The sequence below is a fragment of the Paraburkholderia sp. EG304 genome, assembly GCF_046543485.1.
GTDB lineage: Bacteria > Pseudomonadota > Gammaproteobacteria > Burkholderiales > Burkholderiaceae > Paraburkholderia > Paraburkholderia youngii.
The window spans coordinates 1-17,634 of the sequence record NZ_JBKGUA010000045.1; the positions used below are offsets into that span (position 1 = coordinate 1).

Below are 17,634 nucleotides of genomic sequence, written 5' to 3' on the forward strand. Positions count from 1 at the left end.
CGGATTTCCCGCAGGACAGTGGGGGCGTCGACTGCGGTGCGCTCTACCGCTTCCACGGTGCGCGTCCAGGGATCGATCAGGTAGGCGGTCCTGGTCATGGCTGGACGTACTCGCGCGATGCGTCGCCGTCAGGTCGACGTCGACCGGACTGTGGATGCCGGAACCAGCCTTGCGGCTCGCCCGTGCCGTCCCACGCATCGATCGCGGTGCGCGCCGCCTCTAACGAGTGAAAGTAGAACGCGTCCATGTGCCCGTACGGATGAATGCCCATCACGAGTGCCCACTGCCACGTGTTGATCTCCATCAGCGCGGCCACGCGGCCATCGGGTAGATAGCGGAAGGGCCGCGAGTAGCCCATGCGCGCGAGCGCGGCATCATCGGGCTCGCCCTCGAAGGCGGGCGTGAGGAATTGCCGGAGTACTTTCAATGGCAACTGCATACTAGATCCCCTCCGGGTAGCGCGACGACAGGAGCGCGAGCGTGATCGCCTCGTCGCACGTACGCATGTTCAGCGACCGGAAGCCGAGGAAGCGGCAGTCCTCGCCCAGCACTGCCTCGTCCCAAATGCCCTGTGGATCGGAATAGATCATCCGGTCGCCATGGTCGAGCCGGCCGGCGCGGATCAGGTCGTCGATCACGCCCTCGATGTCGTTCGTGACACTCCTGCCGAGATCGAGATCCGTCACGCACACGAAGCGCACGGGCACGCTGCCCGAGCGCACCATCCTCGACTCGACTGTGTAGACAGCCCGCATGGTATCGTTCCCTCCCTCGTTGGACGAATACAAAGGCTAGTCCGGCGAAAGGCAACCGTGCAAGCGCGCCGCCCTCTGACGCGCTGATGCGGGTCGCATCAACCCTTGCCGTTGCGCGCCCTCGCGTCTGCCAATCCGGAAAATTCCCGAGATTCCGCACGTTCGCGCACTATTATTTGCGTTCGCCACGCAGTCCGCAAATATTGAGGTAATGGCGCGAATACGACTACCCGTTGATAAGGAAATCCGCGCGATCCTGTCCGTCCATCCAGCGCGGAACGCGACCGCGCCCGCTCCACGTTGCGCCGGTCCTCGGGTCGCGATATTTAGGGGGAACCGCAGCGCGAGGAGCCTTTGCGCGGAACGTACGCGTGCCACGATTCGCCGGCACGGTCTGCGTTTTCACGAGTCCGAGGTCGAACGCGGTCAGTTCGTACAGGTCGATCAGCGCGCGGCAATCCGCAATGGCCTGCTCGACTTCGGCGGCGCGCGCCGTTTCAATCCGCTCGTTCAGGTCTGCGAGTTGCGCCCGCATTTCGTGCATCAGCGTCATGTGCGTTGTCCTCGTGGTACTTGCCGTTTTGCGTACGGACGGCGTGAGCGCAGGCGTGCGTTTCCCAGCCCCCGCTTTCGCGGCAGTCTTTTTTGCCTTCATCGAATAGCCCCTCGGTTCGGGTTTAGACGTTCGGAAAGGAACGGGCGGAGATCGCCTAAGTGCTACTTCGTGGCGCGTCGCTGCGCAGCCGTTCGAGGTCGAGTAAATCGACATCTTCCATCGCGATCAGGCCGCCGCTCTCTCCGCCTTTCAGATAGCGAGGCTTGGGCGGTGCGAGTGCGGGGTTTCGCTTCGCGCGCTTTCGCAATTCCCTCAATTCCGCTTTGCGAGCTTCGTAACGTTCGGAACCACTCTTCAAAGCATCCCCACGGCGTAGCGAATACGGGCCGGAGTGGCGCACCAAAGACCCTCCGCGACCATGCGCGAGTACAGACGAGCCATGCTGCCACGCAACGTCACTGCCGCTCTCGATTACGCGACCGTCTGCGTCGATTACGGCAAACGTAGCGGCTCCGCCGTCGCGGGTCTCTACGCTGATCGCTTCGTTTCCCCGTTCATGTCGGGCGTGGATCGTCGCATTGGCAAGCGAGCCGACCTTCGGGTCCATTGGATCGCCCGGTTCATCCCATCCAAAAAATTCGGGTGGAGGTCCACCTAAGATTGGCGGACGTTTGAACACCTTCAGAATGCCGATGCGTTTCCAGTAGCGTCGCGTCGAGAGTACGACAACGTTCCAGAACTCCTCGCCGACCGGCTCACCAGTCTCGACAATCTCGCCGTGCGTGTCGAGCACGGCGGGCTGCGCTCTCGCGCCTTCGCTGGTGAATGCCGTAAGACTATTGAAGTAGGAGCCTCTGATGATGCAGTTCAATACCAGTACGTCAGCTAAGAACTTCGTACGGGGGTTTCCGGTCATGATCTGCCTCTCGGAAAGAACTCGCGGATATCACCTACAGCAGGCGAGGAATACTCGATAGCCGTGCTGATCCTGCCGGTGTGCGGATTGAGCATCCTGACCTCCTTGCTCTGCGCGGTCATCATCGCGAGCACGGTCGTGTAGTCCATCATGTTGAGATAGGGCACCTTCGGCGGCGCGTCATCGTCGACGAGTTCGCAGAGCAGCGCATCGCTATCCATGTTGAACTGCTGGCGGCATGCGAGCGGGCGCGAGTCATAGATCGAGCACGCGCCGCCCTTCAGGAACGGGCAGGGATTATCATAGCCCGCGCGCATTTCCTCGAGCCGAGTCACGCCGATGACCTTCGCGGGCTTGACGCCGATGCGTCGACCGATCAGCGCCGCTTCCTGCTTGGGAACGAGCACGGGGATATGGCAGCAATGCGAGCAGCCACGACGGCACGCTGAGTGCGGCGCGGCAATCGCGCCCATCTCGTCGACCGCTTCCCACAGGGCAGAGATTTTTGCGTCGAGCCTGATATCGGCATCCAGGATGCGATTGAGGCGTACCTGATGCAGTGCCTTGACAGGCCGCGCGCGCTCGTTCACGAGATCGATGACGCGAACGATTTTGCCTGCCTCGATCTCGCGCCAACGCCCGGCGACGTCTGCGCGGTGTCCGTCTCATACCGTACGTCGGTGTAATCAAGTCCATAAGGCATCTGTGTTGCTCCATTGCGTTCATATCGACCCCCGATCCATTGCCTCGTCGCGTGCGATGCTCTTCTCAGTGCTTTTTATCCACCGAATAGAGCATTTAATCTTCTTTTCTGTCACGCGAAAGGTAAGGTAAGTATTGTGGAGCCATAACGCAAGCTTCGTCTGCGCGCGGAATCTACTTTGTCGGTATTAAGTGAGTCTTAAAAAGCCTATTTGTCAGCGGTTTACGGGACGTCATAGGTGTTTACACCAGGCTCCGCAAACGTTTCACACCCAATTCGTAGCGCATATAAATTGCCGCCTCTTTCCCAAAATATGGAGGAAAAAAGACTGCCCACGGGCACGCTTCTAACGCAATGAAGAGTGTGTGACGATCTGTACGGGGCATGGAAACTCCTGATGGAGCGTGACGGGTGCGCAGGAGATCGATCGAGGCGTACCTATCGACGACCCCAGCCGAGGGTCGCAGGACGTCCGTAATCGGGGTTCTTGATCTTCAACCAGTCTGGCGAGCGACGTCCCTGATACGTCGCGGAAACGCGCTTGGCCATCATCCCTTCGAACGCGAGGGAGACAACCTGCTCCCCGATCCGCTCGCCCGCGCCGACAATGCCGCTGTCTAGCGTAATATTTCGGCCGAAGCGGCCACGATTTCAGCCGCTAGGCTATATCTGCTCTCGCGCGCAGCCCGCACAGACTCGGTGGAGTAACGCTATGCCGCAACGAGCTAATGGCGCGTTGAGCCGTGGTCCGTTTGCTCGTTTGTAGGCGTGCGAAGGAAGGGACACCCGACTCCGACCACGTGCTAGTGTTACTGTCGCGATCATCAAAATATGTCTTCCAGGGGGACTGGCGTGGGGCAAAAGGAAAGACAAGTGGCGCCACAATATACCGAGCGCGTAATTAGATTCTGGGGCGACGCTTTCAACGACTACATCGCCGCCCGCGTGCTGATCTTAAACGGGCTACTTCAGCAAGGCGCGGTATTAGCTAGCACGGCGGTCGAGAAGTACTTCAAAACGATGCTTGCGACACGGGGACTTGAAGTGCACGGCCATCTACGGAAGGCCCACCAAAATTCCCTACGTGCATCGGATGAAGCGCTGTTTGCGCAACTAAACCCAGATTTTTTGAAGCTGTGCCAGCACGGTTACCGGCTACGGTACTCGGAGCAGCTCCCCATCGGATATAACATCGTGATCGCGTCTCGGGAATTCCTTGCTGAACTCGACTACACCGCATTGTTGATAGAAGGTCGATTAGTGCGCAAGAACGAAAATGCGCACGAGACGCGGGGTAGGCTCTCAAAAATGCTAGCGGCCAACGATATGCGTCTGTGCCAGGACAATCACGTAATTCTCGGGCAGGTCAAAGAACAATTTATTTACGGGGCGGTACAGACCGTGTGCGAGTTACGGCGAATCGCTAATGGTGTCATCGTTGACCTGGCTTACCCAAGCACGAGTATTCCGGATGACCGGTCATTCATGCGGGCTGCGTTCGTACCTAAGGACGGCGATGATCGTAGCTACAGCTTTAGCCACTTGCCAGTTGACGGCGCTCAAGGAAGGTAGACAGTGGCAGCGCGCCAGTCGCGGACGCGGATGCCTGGTTTGTATGGACAGTGAGCAAAAGATCGCCACAGGAGACTTCCCGGGTGGATCGGGCTATGCGCTGTTGAAAGTGTAGGCACGAGACGGCGCGGGACTCGGAGCGCGGTACGGTAAGGCTGTAAGGTTCAGGGTCGACGCTCGGGGAACGACATAGCGCGTTTTGGCGCTGGATCGGCGAAAGCGGAAGTCTGACCTTATCGCGCAAAGCCTTACGGGACGGGGCTTAGGCTGACTTCAGCCAAAATTGCACAATGAAACCGCTTGCTTGCTGCCCGCATACACCGAAGCGAAGGCCGCACCTTCATGACCATAAGTCGAGGATATGTTGATGATGCTGCCAGCTTGCTGCGCGGTCATCACGCGCAGTTCGTGCTTGAGACTCAGCAACGTGCCGAGCACGTTGGTGTCGAAGGTATCAGCGTAGCTCTCGGCAGTCTGATCGACCACAGGTCCCGGTTTGCCTTCCGTGCCCGCATTGTTGACTGCAACGTCGAGCCGGCCGAAGCGAGCAACGGTTTCGTCGACGAGGTGACCGACGTCTTCGTCGCGGCGTACGTCAGCCTGCACGAAGAAAGCTTGTGCGCCTGCTTCGCGCAATTCGGCTTCAAGCGCCGAACCTTCCGTGGCGCGGCGGCCCGACACGACGAGGCGTGCGCCCACGCGGGCGAATGCAAAAGCGGTTGCGCGGCCGATGCCCGTGAGGGCGCCGGTGATCAGAACGACGGGTTGGTTCATTTTGCGGCTCCAGTTAGGTAAGTTGATGTCAAACGCAACGCAGAGAGCTTCGATTCCAGGGGAGCGCGCAATACCTATTGCTTAATGTGCAGCTCCCGTCACTGGACGTGAGTTACGCGACGGCGACGGTGACGTCGTGCGGCGTGTGTGAAATGCTCTAACTCGTGCATGCAGAGTAACGTTTCAGCTCGCAACGGAAAAAGACTTTCCAGGCTTACCCGCATGCCTGCGAAGCATGGCTCCGGAGCCGGGGATAGTGGGAAAGCATGACTACCGATCTACGCTAGCGCGTTACGGTCCCGAAGCAGCGAACCGCATCGCTGGTGGAGCAGCAAATGTCCGCAGCGCATCCGTCACCGGAGCGGCACACCGTTTGCCCTTATTGATGAAATACGCACAGAGCCTTCAGTTCCAGTTTCAGCGGCGCAGAATGGACCGGATGTGGCAACGCATTTGGACCCGTTGCGCCTGATGGCTTCCTAAGACTCGTTACGCCTGGCGTTTTAGAGCTCGGTGCAACATCATCCATGGCGGCCATGGGTGAACACAGGCCACACCGCGCGCGCTCGATGGCGGCTGGGCGCTCCCAAGCGGTCATGTGACTTTGAGTACGCCCAACGGCGGCTCCGGGGTCGTGAGTACGCATTCGTTTAGCTTGGTAGCGGCCGTTCGTCGTCGCTTCTCGGCGAACGACTGGTGACCAACCGAAAGCAGGCATGTCAGCGTCGACGCACGAGCGTCGGCTTTGGCCGAACTGCTGTCTCCGCGAAAACGTGGATTAGAGGATACGACCGCGCGACCGGCGACCGTGGAGTCGAATTGAGCCTCCGATCTCACAGTGCACGATTGCGGGCCTTTGCAATGCAGCGTTCCGTGGACGTATCAATCCGTACACCAGAACCACAACGTTGTTCCGCGAAGCGACAGCGGCCACTCCGAAACCAAAATGAAAAAAAGACTGCAGAGATTTCTCTGCAGCCCTTTGACTTTCAGGCGTCTACGCTTCGCGCGTTCGGAAATTTTGCTGCGGTGTGGCTTCCGTCAACGCATCATCGCTACCTTCCTCCAGCGAAATATTCCGCGTTTCGCGTCCCTTGACCCACCAGATCGCGGCGGCAACCGGACCGGGCAGTGCGAGCGCCAGCAGCACGAGCAACGGTGCGGAAGGTGTGCCCGTCGTGCTGGGCCAGTCCTGCGCGATCAAAACGCCTTCTGGCATGACGTTCTCTGATTGCTCCAATAACCACGCGTCGAGCGTATGGGATGCATGAGTCATCCATGCACGCACTGGCCGAAGCTGCTTGACCAGCGCACAAGCGGTATTCCAGTCGTTGTGGGCCGGCTGGGCCTTTGGCGGGAACGAACAGTCGAGAGCCAGCGAAAACGCCCCCCATCCCTGCAGCCACTCCGGCGTGGAAGGCGGCAAGCCGATCGTGTCGGTCAGATAGGCGAAGCGTTCTCCGCCAGGCCCTTCGATCGCATAGCCGAGGCTCGCATTTAATCAGGCAGAGAAATTCGGCACGTTCTATGTCGGTGACCTGCGTTTCACGGCGCTGCCGCTGCATCAACTGAGAGCACGAGCCGCCCACAGAAGGCAGTAAGAGGATCATTGCTCAGTCTGCGATGCCCCGGCACGCGCGACACCGTGTCGTCTTCCGTGGATGCACACGGATGTCGCGCATTAGACGTCCAGGGAGGGCGAAACTGAGCTCCGGCATGAAAGGGTTAGCCAGGATCGCGAGCGGGAATGTTCCAGGCTAGCGAGTAGCAATTCGAAGTCGCGAGTATTGCAGGGGAGGAAGGTCAAATGATTGCGGCCGTGTCGTTCATCGCTGGATTGCTCGCCGTCTTTCAGTGACGCGTCAGGGGCGCGCGTCGAAGGCGTGGAAACGGCGGAAAGCGTCGAAGAGACTCCGCCCTCCGCGGATGTTGCAAGGTCCCCGAGCGCGATGAGGCCTACGACATGCTTTTGCTGGTCTGACACGGGTAGCCGGCGAATCTGGGCATCGTGAAACTGCTACGGGACGCGACTGGGTTGCCCCCGTCGCCCTCGACACATACGTGGACAGCTGATTGAGATCGACGATAGCGGCGTCCGTGTCGAAAAGCCAAGGAACGGTTGCAATACGGAGCCGGCGTCTGAACCTTTGTCCAACGGGTTGACGCACCCGACGACAGCCCTCTGTAATGCCAGCGACTCTCCAGCTTCATGGAACGGCTCTAAGGTCTTACCGTTGTAGTCAACGGTAAGGAGACGGCAAATGGTGAGGTCCCAACTGTCACAACGATGCAACAAGGCATGCGTACGACTTTCGATCGCAGCTTTCGCGGGAGTGGCCGCTTTAGCGTTCGCTACGTTGCCCGCCGGCGTGTCTGCGGCAGGCAACGATCGAACGACCCGAACACTGACGCCGATCAAGCATGTGATCATTGTTGTCGGCGAAAACCGAACGTTTGACCACGTTTTCGGCACCTATCAACCCGCGCAAGGCCAATCAGTGTGGAACCTGCTGTCGCGCGGCATCGTCAATGCGGATGGCTCCCCTGGGCCAAACTTCGTGAAGGCGCAGCAATATCAGGCGCAACTGATTGGACCGGCCAAATTCGCGCTGGCCCCGTCGAATAAAACGCCGTACGGGTCGCTGCCGGCGCCCAACACAGGCGGGGCACCGACTGCCGCGAGCGATGCGAGCCCGCCACCATTCGCGACTCACGATGCGGCCGCGCAGGCCGAAGGGGCGGCACTCGAAGCGTCCGACATCGATCAACTATTGACCGGCGCGACAGGGCTGCCGGCGGATGCAGAGGATTCTCGGGTGGCCAACTACAATGCGTTGCTGAGCGGTCCGTATCTGTTGCAGCCTCCGCTCTATGATGCGTACATGGGCGGTCCGGTGCACCGCTTCTATCAGGCCTGGCAGCAGGCGGACTGTGCCGTCGCGCATGCGAGCCGCGAGAATCCAAGTGGCTGTCTGGGCGACCTGTTTGCGTGGGTCGAGACCACCATCGGCGCGGGCAGCAACGGTAAGCCGCAACCGACGCCTTTTAGCGATCAGACCACCGGTGAAGGCTCCAATGCGCTCGGCTTTTACAACGTGAACAATGGCGACATGCCGTACTTCACGCAACTGGCGCGGCAATACGCGATGAGCGACAACTATCACCAACCGGTGATGGGCGGTACGGGGGCCAACAGCATCATGATCGGCGCCGCTGATGCGTATTACTACACCGACGGCAACGGCAACGCGGCAACGCCACCTTCGGATCAGATTGAAAATCCCGATCCGTTGGCCGGCACCAACAACTGGTACACCCAGGATGGCTACTCGGGCGGCAGCTATAGCAACTGTTCGGACCCGGGCCAGCCGGGTGTCGGGCCGATCCTTCGTTACCTCGAATCGTTGCCCTATGACCCCAAGGCGAACTGCGCGCCAAAGCACTATTACCTGCTGAACAACTACAACCCTGGTTATAACGGCGACGGCACGGTACTCGACAGGTCAAAGTCGCCTTTCACGATCCCGCCGTCACCGGTGCGCACCATTGGGGACACGCTGCTCGATCGCAACATCCCCTGGAAGTATTACGGGGAAGGCTGGCAGAGCTTCATCAAGGATCCGACCAAAAGCGTCTACTGCAATATCTGCAATCCGTTCCTGTACGAGACGTCGATCATGACGAACCAGCAGGTGCGGGACACGCATCTTGCAGATTTGCCGGACCTGTATGCGGACATCGGCGCGGGCAATCTGCCAGCTGTATCGTTTGTAAAGCCGGGCGGCTTGCTTGATGGACATCCGACATCGTCGAAGTTTGGACTTTACGAGGCGTTCGTGAGGAAACTGGTCGATGCGGTGAAGAGTGACCCGAAGCTATGGGCCACGACGGCGATCCTGATCACCACGGACGAGGGCGGCGGCTACTACGATTCAGGCTATGTTCAACCCATTGACTATTTTGGCGATGGTTCGCGCATCCCGATGATCGCAGTATCGAAGTACTCGACCGGAGGACGCATTTCCCACAGCTACTCCGATCACGCATCAGTGGTCAAATTCATTGAGCGCAACTGGGGGTTGCCGCCGATCACCGGTCGTAGTCGTGACAACCTGCCAAATCCGATCCAACGCAGCAATAACCCATACGTGCCGGTGAACGCGCCTGCGATCGGTGACCTGTTCGATCTGTTCGACTTCAAGCGGGAATCCGGCGATCACGCTCATGAGCATGGCAGGCCGGACAGCGATGACGATCGCAGCGGCGGTAACGGATGGTGGCCTTTCTGACGGTGTTCTGCTTGCGGTGCGCTGGGTACCACAATCTGGAGTCGCCGCGCACTGCCGGCGCGGCGGTTTCATCCGCAGGGCCAGCGTGCTATTGGCAGCGATGCTGCTGGCGACCGCTGTGCCTCCGGCGCATGCGTCAGAGCGTTTCGCACTTTACGCGCGCAAAGGCCTTAACCCGGCGCGCACTTCACGCGCGAAGATCATCGGTTCTTCCCACGCCGCGAAGTGCCCGCCCGTTTCGGGCTTGTTGAAGTAAATCAGGTTGTGATACGCCTTTTCTGTCCAGCTCTTCGGCGCCTGGTAATTTTCTCCGGGAAACGCGCTCACAGCGGCGGGCACACTGACGTCGGCCGCGAGAAAGAAGTTCGCGTGCGATTCCCAATAGAAGCGCGCCGCCGAAACCCCGGTATTGGTGAGCCAATAGAGTGTGATGTCGTCGAGTACGTCGTCACGGGTTAGCGCGCCTGCGGAATGACCGTTGACGGGATGACCGAGCACGGCAGCGCTCAACGCCGCAGCGGGCTGGCCGTAGCCATCGCCGTGATCGAGCAGCCAGGACGCCAGCGCGACCGGCGAGTCGGCGAGGCCGTACAGCGTCTGCGGGCGTGTGCCCATCTCGAACGCGTAGCCGCGTTTTTTCTTGAAGTTGGCGCTTAACTGCTCATACGCGTGCTGCTCTTCGTCCGATAAGCCGGCAGGCATCGCGTCGCCCGCGGCAAGCGACTTCAGAACCTCTGCGGGGACGGAAGCGGGGAAATTCACGTGAATGCCGATCAATTCGGGCGGCGCCTGTTTGGCCATAATGTTCGTCACAATGCCGCCGAGATCGCCTCCCTGCGATGCAAAACGCTGATATCCGAGCCGCTTCATCAACGTGACCCACGCACGGGCGGTGCGCTCCGGACCCCAGCCCGTTGTGGTAGGTCTCGCTGAAAAACCATAACCGGGCAATGATGGAATCACGAGATGAAACGCATCCGAAGCCGGCGCGCCATACGCAGTCGGATTGACGAGCGGATCGATGATCTTGAACTGTTCGATCACCGAGCCGGGCCAGCCATGCGTCACGATCAACGGCATCGCGTTGTCGTGCTTCGAGCGCACATGGATGAAATGGATATCGAGTCCGTCGATCTCGGTGACAAACTGCGGATACGAATTCAGGCGCGCTTCGCATTTGCGCCAGTCATACCCGGTCGCCCAGTATTGCGCGAGCCCCTGAATGGTGGCGAGCTGAATACCCTGCGATTCGTCGGATACCGTCTCACGATCCGGCCAGCGCGTGGCCTTGATGCGACGCCGCATGTCGGCGAGCTGCGAGTCGGGGACATGAACATGGAACGGGCGAATCGCGGTCTTGTCGCCGTTCGCGGGTTCCACGATTTTGCCGACTTCCGGGTTCGTATCTGCGAAGGCGAGGCGGCTCAGCGAGCCCGCGGCGAGCGCCGCGGCGGCCATGCCCACGAACTGTCGACGCGATGAGGATTGGGGGGTGTCTTGTGACATGGAATCGATCTCCTGCCTTGAATTGAGTGTCACGCTGCGCGTGAAGTGTTCGACGTGCAGCTTCACGAAGTGATGCGTGCGCGTAGGCTTGCGACCCGGCGTCCGGTTCGGGATCGCGTATTTGACCGGATGAAGGTATCCCGTTTGTGTCTGAAAGTTAGATGCGTGTAAGGGCGCGTATCCAGTCTGTTTGCAGATACATTCGGATACCAAACGGGATGGGGGCGAGAAGGGGAGTGACCACCTGGGTGGCGTGACGTGACGTGATGACGGGTCAGCCGCCTTTGCTGTCCGGATCGGCTTCCCTATTCTTCGCGCCACGCGAAGATCGCATTCGATATTCGCCTGGAGACAATCCGGTCTTGCGCTTGAACAGTTGTCGAAATGTGCTGATATCGCCATAGCCGACACGTTGGCTTACCGCCTCGAGTCCAATTGGGCGCGTTTCCAGCAGGCGTTTCGCGACCTCGATACGCAGGTTTTGCAAATACGTCAACGGAGCCAGCCCGACGGCTTCCTTGAAACGGCGATTGAGCGTGCGTTCGCTGACAGCAAGCGATGCCGCCAGATCGCTCAACCGGAATCCCTGCTGCAGTGTAGCTTCCATCTGCTGCTGGGCGCGCGCGACGAGCGTGTCGGTATGTCCATGTTCGTCGAGAAGCGTTGCGAAGGAAGCCTGCGACGTCCGGTTCATGTCGATCAATAGCGCCTTCGCGGTCATCGTAGCGAGTTCTTCGCCGGCGAATGTTTCGACGAGGCGCACAGCGAGATTCAGATACGAGGTCACGGAGCCTCCCGAGATGATGCCGTCTTGCGCGATCAGCAGTTCGTTTGCGCGAACTTCGACGCGCGGATAGCGGCGCGCAAAGTCCGACGCTCTCGCCCAATGCGTCGTTGCGGCGCGGCCATCCAGCAGGCCGGCCTCGGCGAGCAGGTAATTCGCCGTGCAATAAGCCGCCAGAACAGCGCCTGCCTTGCGTTGGCGCCGCAGCGCGGCAGACAGTTCGTTCAACTGCTCGCGGCGCCCGATGAACTCGTCGATGTTCGAGAAAAACGGTGCCGTCAGCAAGACGGCGTCTGCCCGTTTGCGCGGGTCGATCTTTCCGTCGACCTGAATGGTTTGACCCGATGCAGCCGTAACGGGACGCCCGTCGAGCGATTCCACGCGCCACACGAACATGGGTGCGGACGTCGTGCCCGCTGCAGCCCCGCGTGCATGGAACTGGTTAGCGGCGCTGAAGACGTCGACGGGGCCCGCGACGCCGGACGCGAGGATTCCGTCATAAACCCAGATGCGCACGATAGCCATAAGTGTGTCCGAAATTCCACGAATAATGGCGATGCTGCCACTTTTGGCCGAACCGGTAAACCCCGATCATGGCCACATCCCATGAACTGAACGCAGGAGCAGCACCATGCCGATGATCGACGCACTGTGGCCCGAGGACGCCTTGACGCCCGAGGCCGAAGCCCGCCTCGTCAAGGAACTGACCGATATCCTCATCAGGGCCGAAGGGTACGATCCCGCCAGTGAGATCGCACAGCGTGTCACTGTATTCCATCTTCATCGGCCTGCTGCGATCTACGTCGGAGGTGAACGCACGACCACGATCCGCTACCGGATCATCCCGTCCGCACCCGAGGGGCAATACACCGACGAATCGCGGCGCTTCCTCGTCAGGCAGGTCACGGAAGCGGTGGCGCGCGCGGAGAACCGGCCGTTCGACGACGTCGCGCCGCGCGTCTGGGTCTTCCCAACCGAGATACCCGATGGCGCCTGGGGCACGCGCGGTGCGATCTGGATGCTGCCCGATATTCATGCGCTGCTGGCGGGCGAGTCGGAGCGCGGCGCAGGCGTTGCACGGCTTGCGCGACGCCGCCTCGAAAAAGCGCGCATCACGCTCGAAGCCGCGCTCGATGCCGCCAGCGCAGGCATCGCGAGCAAATCATCACTGGAGCGCCCAGCATGAAATTCAACGACACAGCCCCCGTAATGGCACCCGCAGGCGGTCCGCCGGTCTGGCTGACGGACCTCGCTGAAAACGCGACGCTCGAGGCCTCCGTGCTGAAGCGTCCGATCGAAGGACGGGCCGATATTCTCTCCGTGATCAAACACGCGGTCTCGCTCTACGAATTCCAGCAACACAGCTACAAGGGCGCGATTGGCGATGGTTTGTATATGGAGTCCTATCGCTCGCAGATCCAGGGCGTGCCGATCGAGACGGTGGTCGTCGCCCACATGAACGAGCAAGGCGAGACGGAGTCCGTGGTCATTAGTCATCGCCCGCTCAATGCGGTGCTGCTGTTTTCGAAACTGATGTGGGAGCGGGTCGACGAGCGCTTCCGGGATCGCTATCTGAGCGGACCTGAAGCGGCGGCACTGAATACGGTATCGAGCCCGGCCTCACACGAGGACGGTTGCACTGGAGCCACTTCTCGATGACAGATGCTCATGATGACGTACGCGAACGCTATCGCACGACCGGTCTGATCGAGCGGCTGAAAACCGCATTCATAGACGGTGTTCGATGCCGTGCGATGAAACGGCTTCTTCTTAACTTGACGGCAGCCGCTGTGCTGATCCCTTCTGCTGGAGTTCCCATGGCGCACACCACTCCGATGCCATCCACGCCGACCACGAAGATACTGGCGATTGGCACCTTTCCGCCGGGCACGGACATGCAGATTGTCCAACACATTCTTCCGTCCGAAGCTCGCGAGACGGCGCAACTCTACCTGGAGGGCAGGATTGATCAGTGGTATTCACTGCAAGACCGGGCTGGGGTGGCGTTCATTTTGAACGTTACCGACGTGAGTCAAGCGGATGAAATGCTCGAGGCACTTCCATTGGGGAAAGCGCACTTGATGACATTCTCGCTGTTCCCAATAGGCCCATTAAAGCCATTGGGCAAGCTTTTGAATCCGCCTTCGCCCCAGTAGAAAGCGCTGGAGCGTACAGGGCTGCTGCGCCGCCGCCTTGGGGCGCCCCAAGGAATTCCGAAGCAACGAAGCGCCTTTGGCTGGCGCAATTTCGCACTAAACGAGAGTGACGATCATGTTCAAACTAGTAACGAAGGCGACGGTCTTCCCCGCAGTAGCTGTCGGCGTTTCCGCATGCCAGGTTGTGCCGGCATCACCCTCGTCGGCGCCGAAAGTTGAAGTCGGCGAGTTGCAGATCAATCCCGACATCAGGCTGCGTCATATGGTCTATCGGCCTGCGCATCCAAAAGGTACGGTGCTGTTCCTGCACGGCTTCCCGGAGACGATGTATGCGTGGAAACCGATTGCCGAATCCCTGTCCAGCGACTACGAGGTGCATGCTTTTGACTGGCCTGGCTACGGGCAGTCTTCGCGTCCCGGCGCTGATCGCTTCGGCTACGCGCCGAAGGATTATGCGCGTGTGCTGGCTGACTATATCCGGGCGTCCGGCATCGACAGTTCGAAGCTGGTGATCTATGCAACCGATATCGGGGCCCTGCCTGCGCTGCTGGCGGCATTGGAGCAACCCGATATCGCCAGGGAGATCATTGTGGGCGACTTTGCCCCATTCAACCGCCCCCAGTACATGTATGAAAGCCTGCAGGGCCTGAAGTCAAAGCCTTCGTCCGACGTCGTGCGTGCTGCGATGAACAGGAACCGTGACGAAATCCTGGCAAACACATTCTTCCGCGGCATGTCGGCGGAGGAGCGCTACGTGTTGCCGCAGGAGTTCAGGGACGATATGGCGAAAGGGTGGGGCGGTGATGTCACCTCGGCAGATGCCTTTTTTCACTACTACTCTCACTTCACCCGCGACCAGGACTACTTCGAAGCCAATATGGCCAAGCTGAAGGTCCGCGTTAAGGTGGTGTGGGGCGAGCAGGATATCTACATCAAGAAGGAAATGGGCGTTGAGTACGCCGACCGTAGCGGTCTGAAGCTTTCGGTCCTCCCTGAACTCGGCCACTTTCCGCATCTACAAGCGCCTGAACAGACGGTGAACGAAGTTCGGGCTGCGTTCAGCGCGGGCAGCAATCCTGTGTGACCAGGGCGAGTTTTCCGACACCGTCATACCTCGTTTGCCGTGATTCAAACTCAGCCACGTGCAAGGCTCGTTCGATCATGGCTGCGACTTGTTCGAGAGAGAACAGAGGCGTCCGCTTATGGTTCGCCATCCAGTTCTCCCATTTCCACGCCGCTCAGTGCAGGCGCACGTCGGGATCGAGCCCGGTCAGCAACGCCACCACGGCGTGCGCCGACGGACCAAACTTCGTGAGCCCCGGTATCAGGTTGTCGCGCAGGAGGCCGACGAGCTTCGGCCGGTCGCGCGCGAGTTCCATCAGGAGCCTGATGTGGCTCACGACCTTTTCATGTACGGCGTGGCGAAGCCGCCCGTGGTCCTCGAGGCGCCCCGGCTGGTTCGCCAGAAAGTCGGCTGCGCAGTGCGCGAAGCCCCTGGTGTCCTCGATGCCGAGGTTCATCCCCCGCGCGGACGGGCGAATGGATATGGGCGGCATCGCCCGCGATTGCGACCCGGCCGACCCCTCCTTTACCGCGAACTGGTGACTGACGTGGAAATTTCGACGTCCATGTCGTCGGGCCGACGCGTGTGGTGCCGGGCGGCAGGTGGTCCCTCATCGGCGAAACATTTTCTGAGGACATTGAAGGTGACTCGCACGTTCGCGCATTGCAGGTTCGACGCGACGATCGCTCCGCAAGTATGGTCAGCGTGTCGCCACGGCCCGACCGGGCCGGTTCATTCGTCGACCATGATGCGAGGGATCAGCAGCGCCGCGGTCGGCGATATTCCTTGAACTTCGTCGTTTCGGCGTCGCCAGCCAAAAACAATTGCTGCCAGGATGACAGTTGCGGATTGGGAGCGCAGACTTAATAGGGTCACCGGCCAGCAAGCGATTCGAAGTTGACTTCGTTAGCATAAGTGATCATAATATCAACTATGCGGGTTGGTTTGCGTTGGAAGTGCCCAGCCGGCGCTTCATGTGCCCGATACAACGGCAAACGGTAAGTTACCGATGGCGCAATCGAAGCGACGATCGCGTTTGCAACAGCGGGGACACCCGCTGTTGCTGCGCAACTACGGGTGTCCAACGCCCGCACCATCGGTTAAGTGGTCGTTCGAAGCGAATCACGCGACGTCCCGAGCGTGAATCAATTAGGTTCGATCAGGCATCCTGTCGTCTTGCCGTCTCGCTGTTCCCGACAATTGAGCGCATCGTTCACACCGCCGTGTACCGTGCACCGCGATGCGCGGACATCATCCCCGAGGCCGCTGCTTGCGATCGGAACAACCATGTGATGAACAGCCGAAGGTGCACCCATGACCAACTACCATCGCCAATCGCTCATTTGGGGAGCCGTCGCCTTATCGGCCGGCATTCTTCTCTGGAGCCTGCGCGCCGTGCTGACGCCGTTTCTTCTCGGAGCAATGATCGCGTACATCCTGCAGCCAGGCGTCGAATGGCTTGCACGTCATCGCACGCCAAGAGGACTTGCTGCGCTTCTGATGATTTCTCTATTCGCGTTGGTGATCACGTCGGTCGCTTTGCTTGCATTCCTGGTCATCCAGGAGGAAGTGCCTGAATTCGCAAGACAGGTTCCATCGCTTGCGGCGAAGCTCGAGGTCATTCTCAAACCGCGGCTCGCATGGTTGGGAATCACCTACTCGCTCGATCTGGCGAGTGTCCGTGATTGGGTTGCGGCACATCTGATCGCAAGCGAGCAGGGCGCTGCTCTCACCCTTTGGCGGTACCTTGGTACAAGCGGCAATGTAATGATCACTGTCGTGGGGAATGCAGTGCTGGTGCCACTCGTGCTCTTTTATTTGCTCTACGACAGGCATGAGGCTTTCGCCCGCCTGGAAAGCTTCGTGCCGCGGCGCTGGCTAGGAAGGACGCGCGTCTTCGTCGCAGAGATCGATCACATGATGTCGCAATATCTGCGGGGGCAACTGCTTGTCGTCGCGATACTCGCAGCGTTTTACCCCGTTGCACTGGCGCTCGCCGGACTGGCCATCGCGCTGCCGATCGGTCTTTTGACGGCGTTTGCCGTTTTTATCCCCTACGTCGGATTCGCGACGGCGCTGACGATGGCGCTGCTGGCTGCATTGCTGCAATTTCACGACTGGTATGGCCTCGGTGCGGTGATTATCGTGTATGGAGTCGGGCAGATTCTCGAAAGCGCTATTCTTACGCCGCGGCTCGTCGGCGAGCGTATCGGTTTGCATCCGCTGGCGGTCATTTTCTCGTTATTGGCTTTTGGGAAGCTTTTCGGTTTCTTCGGTGTTCTGCTTGCGCTACCTGCGAGCGCCGTCTTTGCTTCGGCTTTGCGGGAACTGCGTCGCCGTTATCTGACAAGTGCGTTTTACCAGGCGTGACCACGTAGCGGCCACGCGCCCTTGGACGGCGCGCTCCGGCAAGACAACCGGAGTGAGGGTGCGCGAGCATCCTCCCTATGGATGCGCGTCCCGACAGAATCGAGATATCTAATACGCACTGCAGGCAGACGGAACGCCTAGCGGTCGACGCCCGTACTCAATCGGTCCGCTCGCGGCCGGGCGCAGCACT

At 59.9% G+C, this 17,634-nt stretch carries 17 protein-coding genes and 1 pseudogene; 7 read left to right on the forward strand and 11 right to left on the reverse strand.

The annotated features are described in order from the left end of the window. Positions 1 to 94: 94 nt before the first annotated feature. The 5 genes from ACLFKU_RS33595 to ACLFKU_RS33615 all read right to left on the reverse strand — a co-directional run bounded on the left by ACLFKU_RS33595 (position 95) and on the right by ACLFKU_RS33615 (position 2,817). Positions 95 to 427 (reverse strand): hypothetical protein, encoded by a 333-nt coding sequence (locus tag ACLFKU_RS33595; protein ID WP_410851986.1) that lies wholly within the window; start codon positions 425 to 427, stop codon positions 95 to 97. A 13-nt stretch (positions 428 to 440) separates the two neighbouring features. Further along, positions 441 to 755 carry a hypothetical protein gene (locus ACLFKU_RS33600; RefSeq protein ID WP_410851987.1) on the reverse strand — a complete coding sequence of 105 codons (315 nt, stop codon included), beginning with the start codon at positions 753 to 755 and terminating at the stop codon, positions 441 to 443. 226 nt (positions 756 to 981) lie between these two features. After that, on the reverse strand, positions 982 to 1,308 hold the full coding sequence (locus ACLFKU_RS33605) for an H-NS family nucleoid-associated regulatory protein (RefSeq protein ID WP_410851988.1): 327 nt from the start codon (positions 1,306 to 1,308) through the stop codon (positions 982 to 984). Positions 1,309 to 1,465: 157 nt separating this feature from the next. Continuing rightward, positions 1,466 to 2,227, reverse strand: coding sequence for a hypothetical protein (locus ACLFKU_RS33610; RefSeq protein WP_410851989.1), 762 nt, complete (start codon positions 2,225 to 2,227; stop codon positions 1,466 to 1,468). Continuing rightward, entirely contained in the window at positions 2,224 to 2,817 is a 594-nt protein-coding gene (locus ACLFKU_RS33615; protein WP_410851990.1) for a YkgJ family cysteine cluster protein, read from the reverse strand. Before ACLFKU_RS33615 ends, ACLFKU_RS33610 begins: the two co-directional genes overlap by 4 nt. Positions 2,818 to 3,782: 965 nt before the next feature. Here ACLFKU_RS33615 and ACLFKU_RS33620 point away from each other — a divergent pair. Further along, complete coding sequence (locus tag ACLFKU_RS33620) at positions 3,783 to 4,502, forward strand: hypothetical protein (RefSeq protein ID WP_410851991.1); 720 nt, start codon at positions 3,783 to 3,785, stop codon at positions 4,500 to 4,502. 294 nt (positions 4,503 to 4,796) lie between these two features. Here ACLFKU_RS33620 and ACLFKU_RS33625 read toward each other — a convergent pair. Further along, positions 4,797 to 5,276 (reverse strand): annotated as a pseudogene (locus ACLFKU_RS33625) (SDR family NAD(P)-dependent oxidoreductase); the annotation flags it as partial. Positions 5,277 to 6,273: 997 nt separating this feature from the next. Next, the gene (locus ACLFKU_RS33630; RefSeq protein ID WP_410851992.1) at positions 6,274 to 6,702 is read right to left on the reverse strand and encodes a hypothetical protein; all 429 of its coding nucleotides are present in this window, start codon (positions 6,700 to 6,702) and stop codon (positions 6,274 to 6,276) included. A gap of 997 nt (positions 6,703 to 7,699) precedes the next feature. On the opposite strand from ACLFKU_RS33630, the gene ACLFKU_RS33635 reads away from it, so the two are divergent. Beyond that, positions 7,700 to 9,565, forward strand: a complete 1,866-nt coding sequence (locus ACLFKU_RS33635) for an alkaline phosphatase family protein (protein WP_410851993.1) — start codon at positions 7,700 to 7,702, stop codon at positions 9,563 to 9,565. Between the two features lie 153 nt (positions 9,566 to 9,718). On the opposite strand, the gene ACLFKU_RS33640 is transcribed toward ACLFKU_RS33635, so the two are convergent. Both ACLFKU_RS33640 and ACLFKU_RS33645 read right to left on the reverse strand, forming a co-directional pair. Further along, a complete protein-coding gene (locus ACLFKU_RS33640; RefSeq protein WP_410851994.1) occupies positions 9,719 to 11,071 on the reverse strand; it encodes an alpha/beta fold hydrolase in 1,353 nt (450 codons plus the stop codon). 274 nt (positions 11,072 to 11,345) lie between these two features. Beyond that, positions 11,346 to 12,380, reverse strand: a complete 1,035-nt coding sequence (locus ACLFKU_RS33645) for a GlxA family transcriptional regulator (protein WP_410851995.1) — start codon at positions 12,378 to 12,380, stop codon at positions 11,346 to 11,348. Between the two features lie 106 nt (positions 12,381 to 12,486). On the opposite strand from ACLFKU_RS33645, the gene ACLFKU_RS33650 reads away from it, so the two are divergent. The 4 genes from ACLFKU_RS33650 to ACLFKU_RS33665 all read left to right on the forward strand — a co-directional run bounded on the left by ACLFKU_RS33650 (position 12,487) and on the right by ACLFKU_RS33665 (position 15,095). Continuing rightward, positions 12,487 to 13,041 carry a Tautomerase enzyme gene (locus tag ACLFKU_RS33650; RefSeq protein ID WP_410851996.1) on the forward strand — a complete coding sequence of 185 codons (555 nt, stop codon included), beginning with the start codon at positions 12,487 to 12,489 and terminating at the stop codon, positions 13,039 to 13,041. Next, positions 13,038 to 13,514, forward strand: a complete 477-nt coding sequence (locus tag ACLFKU_RS33655; protein WP_410851997.1) for a hypothetical protein — start codon at positions 13,038 to 13,040, stop codon at positions 13,512 to 13,514. Before ACLFKU_RS33650 ends, ACLFKU_RS33655 begins: the two co-directional genes overlap by 4 nt. Next, positions 13,511 to 14,011 (forward strand): hypothetical protein, encoded by a 501-nt coding sequence (locus ACLFKU_RS33660; RefSeq protein ID WP_410851998.1) that lies wholly within the window; start codon positions 13,511 to 13,513, stop codon positions 14,009 to 14,011. The genes ACLFKU_RS33655 and ACLFKU_RS33660 overlap by 4 nt, the downstream gene beginning before the upstream one ends. 115 nt (positions 14,012 to 14,126) lie before the next feature. After that, a complete protein-coding gene (locus ACLFKU_RS33665; protein WP_410851999.1) occupies positions 14,127 to 15,095 on the forward strand; it encodes an alpha/beta fold hydrolase in 969 nt (322 codons plus the stop codon). Between the two features lie 154 nt (positions 15,096 to 15,249). Here ACLFKU_RS33665 and ACLFKU_RS33670 read toward each other — a convergent pair whose 3' ends face one another. After that, on the reverse strand, positions 15,250 to 15,531 hold the full coding sequence (locus tag ACLFKU_RS33670; RefSeq protein WP_410852019.1) for a hypothetical protein: 282 nt from the start codon (positions 15,529 to 15,531) through the stop codon (positions 15,250 to 15,252). After that, on the reverse strand, positions 15,419 to 15,712 hold the full coding sequence (locus tag ACLFKU_RS33675; protein WP_410852000.1) for an FAD-dependent monooxygenase: 294 nt from the start codon (positions 15,710 to 15,712) through the stop codon (positions 15,419 to 15,421). Before ACLFKU_RS33675 ends, ACLFKU_RS33670 begins: the two co-directional genes overlap by 113 nt. A 676-nt stretch (positions 15,713 to 16,388) precedes the next feature. Between ACLFKU_RS33675 and ACLFKU_RS33680 the strand changes: the two genes are divergently transcribed. After that, entirely contained in the window at positions 16,389 to 17,444 is a 1,056-nt protein-coding gene (locus tag ACLFKU_RS33680) for an AI-2E family transporter (protein ID WP_410852001.1), read from the forward strand. Positions 17,445 to 17,634 lie beyond the last annotated feature (190 nt).

Coding starts and splice junctions, on each gene's coding strand:
- ACLFKU_RS33675 (WP_410852000.1), bottom strand. CDS start 15,712: ATGTCCTCAGAAAATGTTTCGCCGATGAGGGACCACCTGCCGCCCGGC.
- ACLFKU_RS33680 (WP_410852001.1), top strand. CDS start 16,389: ATGACCAACTACCATCGCCAATCGCTCATTTGGGGAGCCGTCGCCTTA.
- ACLFKU_RS33645 (WP_410851995.1), bottom strand. CDS start 12,380: ATGGCTATCGTGCGCATCTGGGTTTATGACGGAATCCTCGCGTCCGGC.
- ACLFKU_RS33665 (WP_410851999.1), top strand. CDS start 14,127: ATGTTCAAACTAGTAACGAAGGCGACGGTCTTCCCCGCAGTAGCTGTC.
- ACLFKU_RS33670 (WP_410852019.1), bottom strand. CDS start 15,531: ATGAACCTCGGCATCGAGGACACCAGGGGCTTCGCGCACTGCGCAGCC.
- ACLFKU_RS33640 (WP_410851994.1), bottom strand. CDS start 11,071: ATGTCACAAGACACCCCCCAATCCTCATCGCGTCGACAGTTCGTGGGC.
- ACLFKU_RS33655 (WP_410851997.1), top strand. CDS start 13,038: ATGAAATTCAACGACACAGCCCCCGTAATGGCACCCGCAGGCGGTCCG.
- ACLFKU_RS33605 (WP_410851988.1), bottom strand. CDS start 1,308: ATGACGCTGATGCACGAAATGCGGGCGCAACTCGCAGACCTGAACGAG.
- ACLFKU_RS33600 (WP_410851987.1), bottom strand. CDS start 755: ATGCGGGCTGTCTACACAGTCGAGTCGAGGATGGTGCGCTCGGGCAGC.
- ACLFKU_RS33650 (WP_410851996.1), top strand. CDS start 12,487: ATGCCGATGATCGACGCACTGTGGCCCGAGGACGCCTTGACGCCCGAG.
- ACLFKU_RS33660 (WP_410851998.1), top strand. CDS start 13,511: ATGACAGATGCTCATGATGACGTACGCGAACGCTATCGCACGACCGGT.
- ACLFKU_RS33610 (WP_410851989.1), bottom strand. CDS start 2,227: ATGACCGGAAACCCCCGTACGAAGTTCTTAGCTGACGTACTGGTATTG.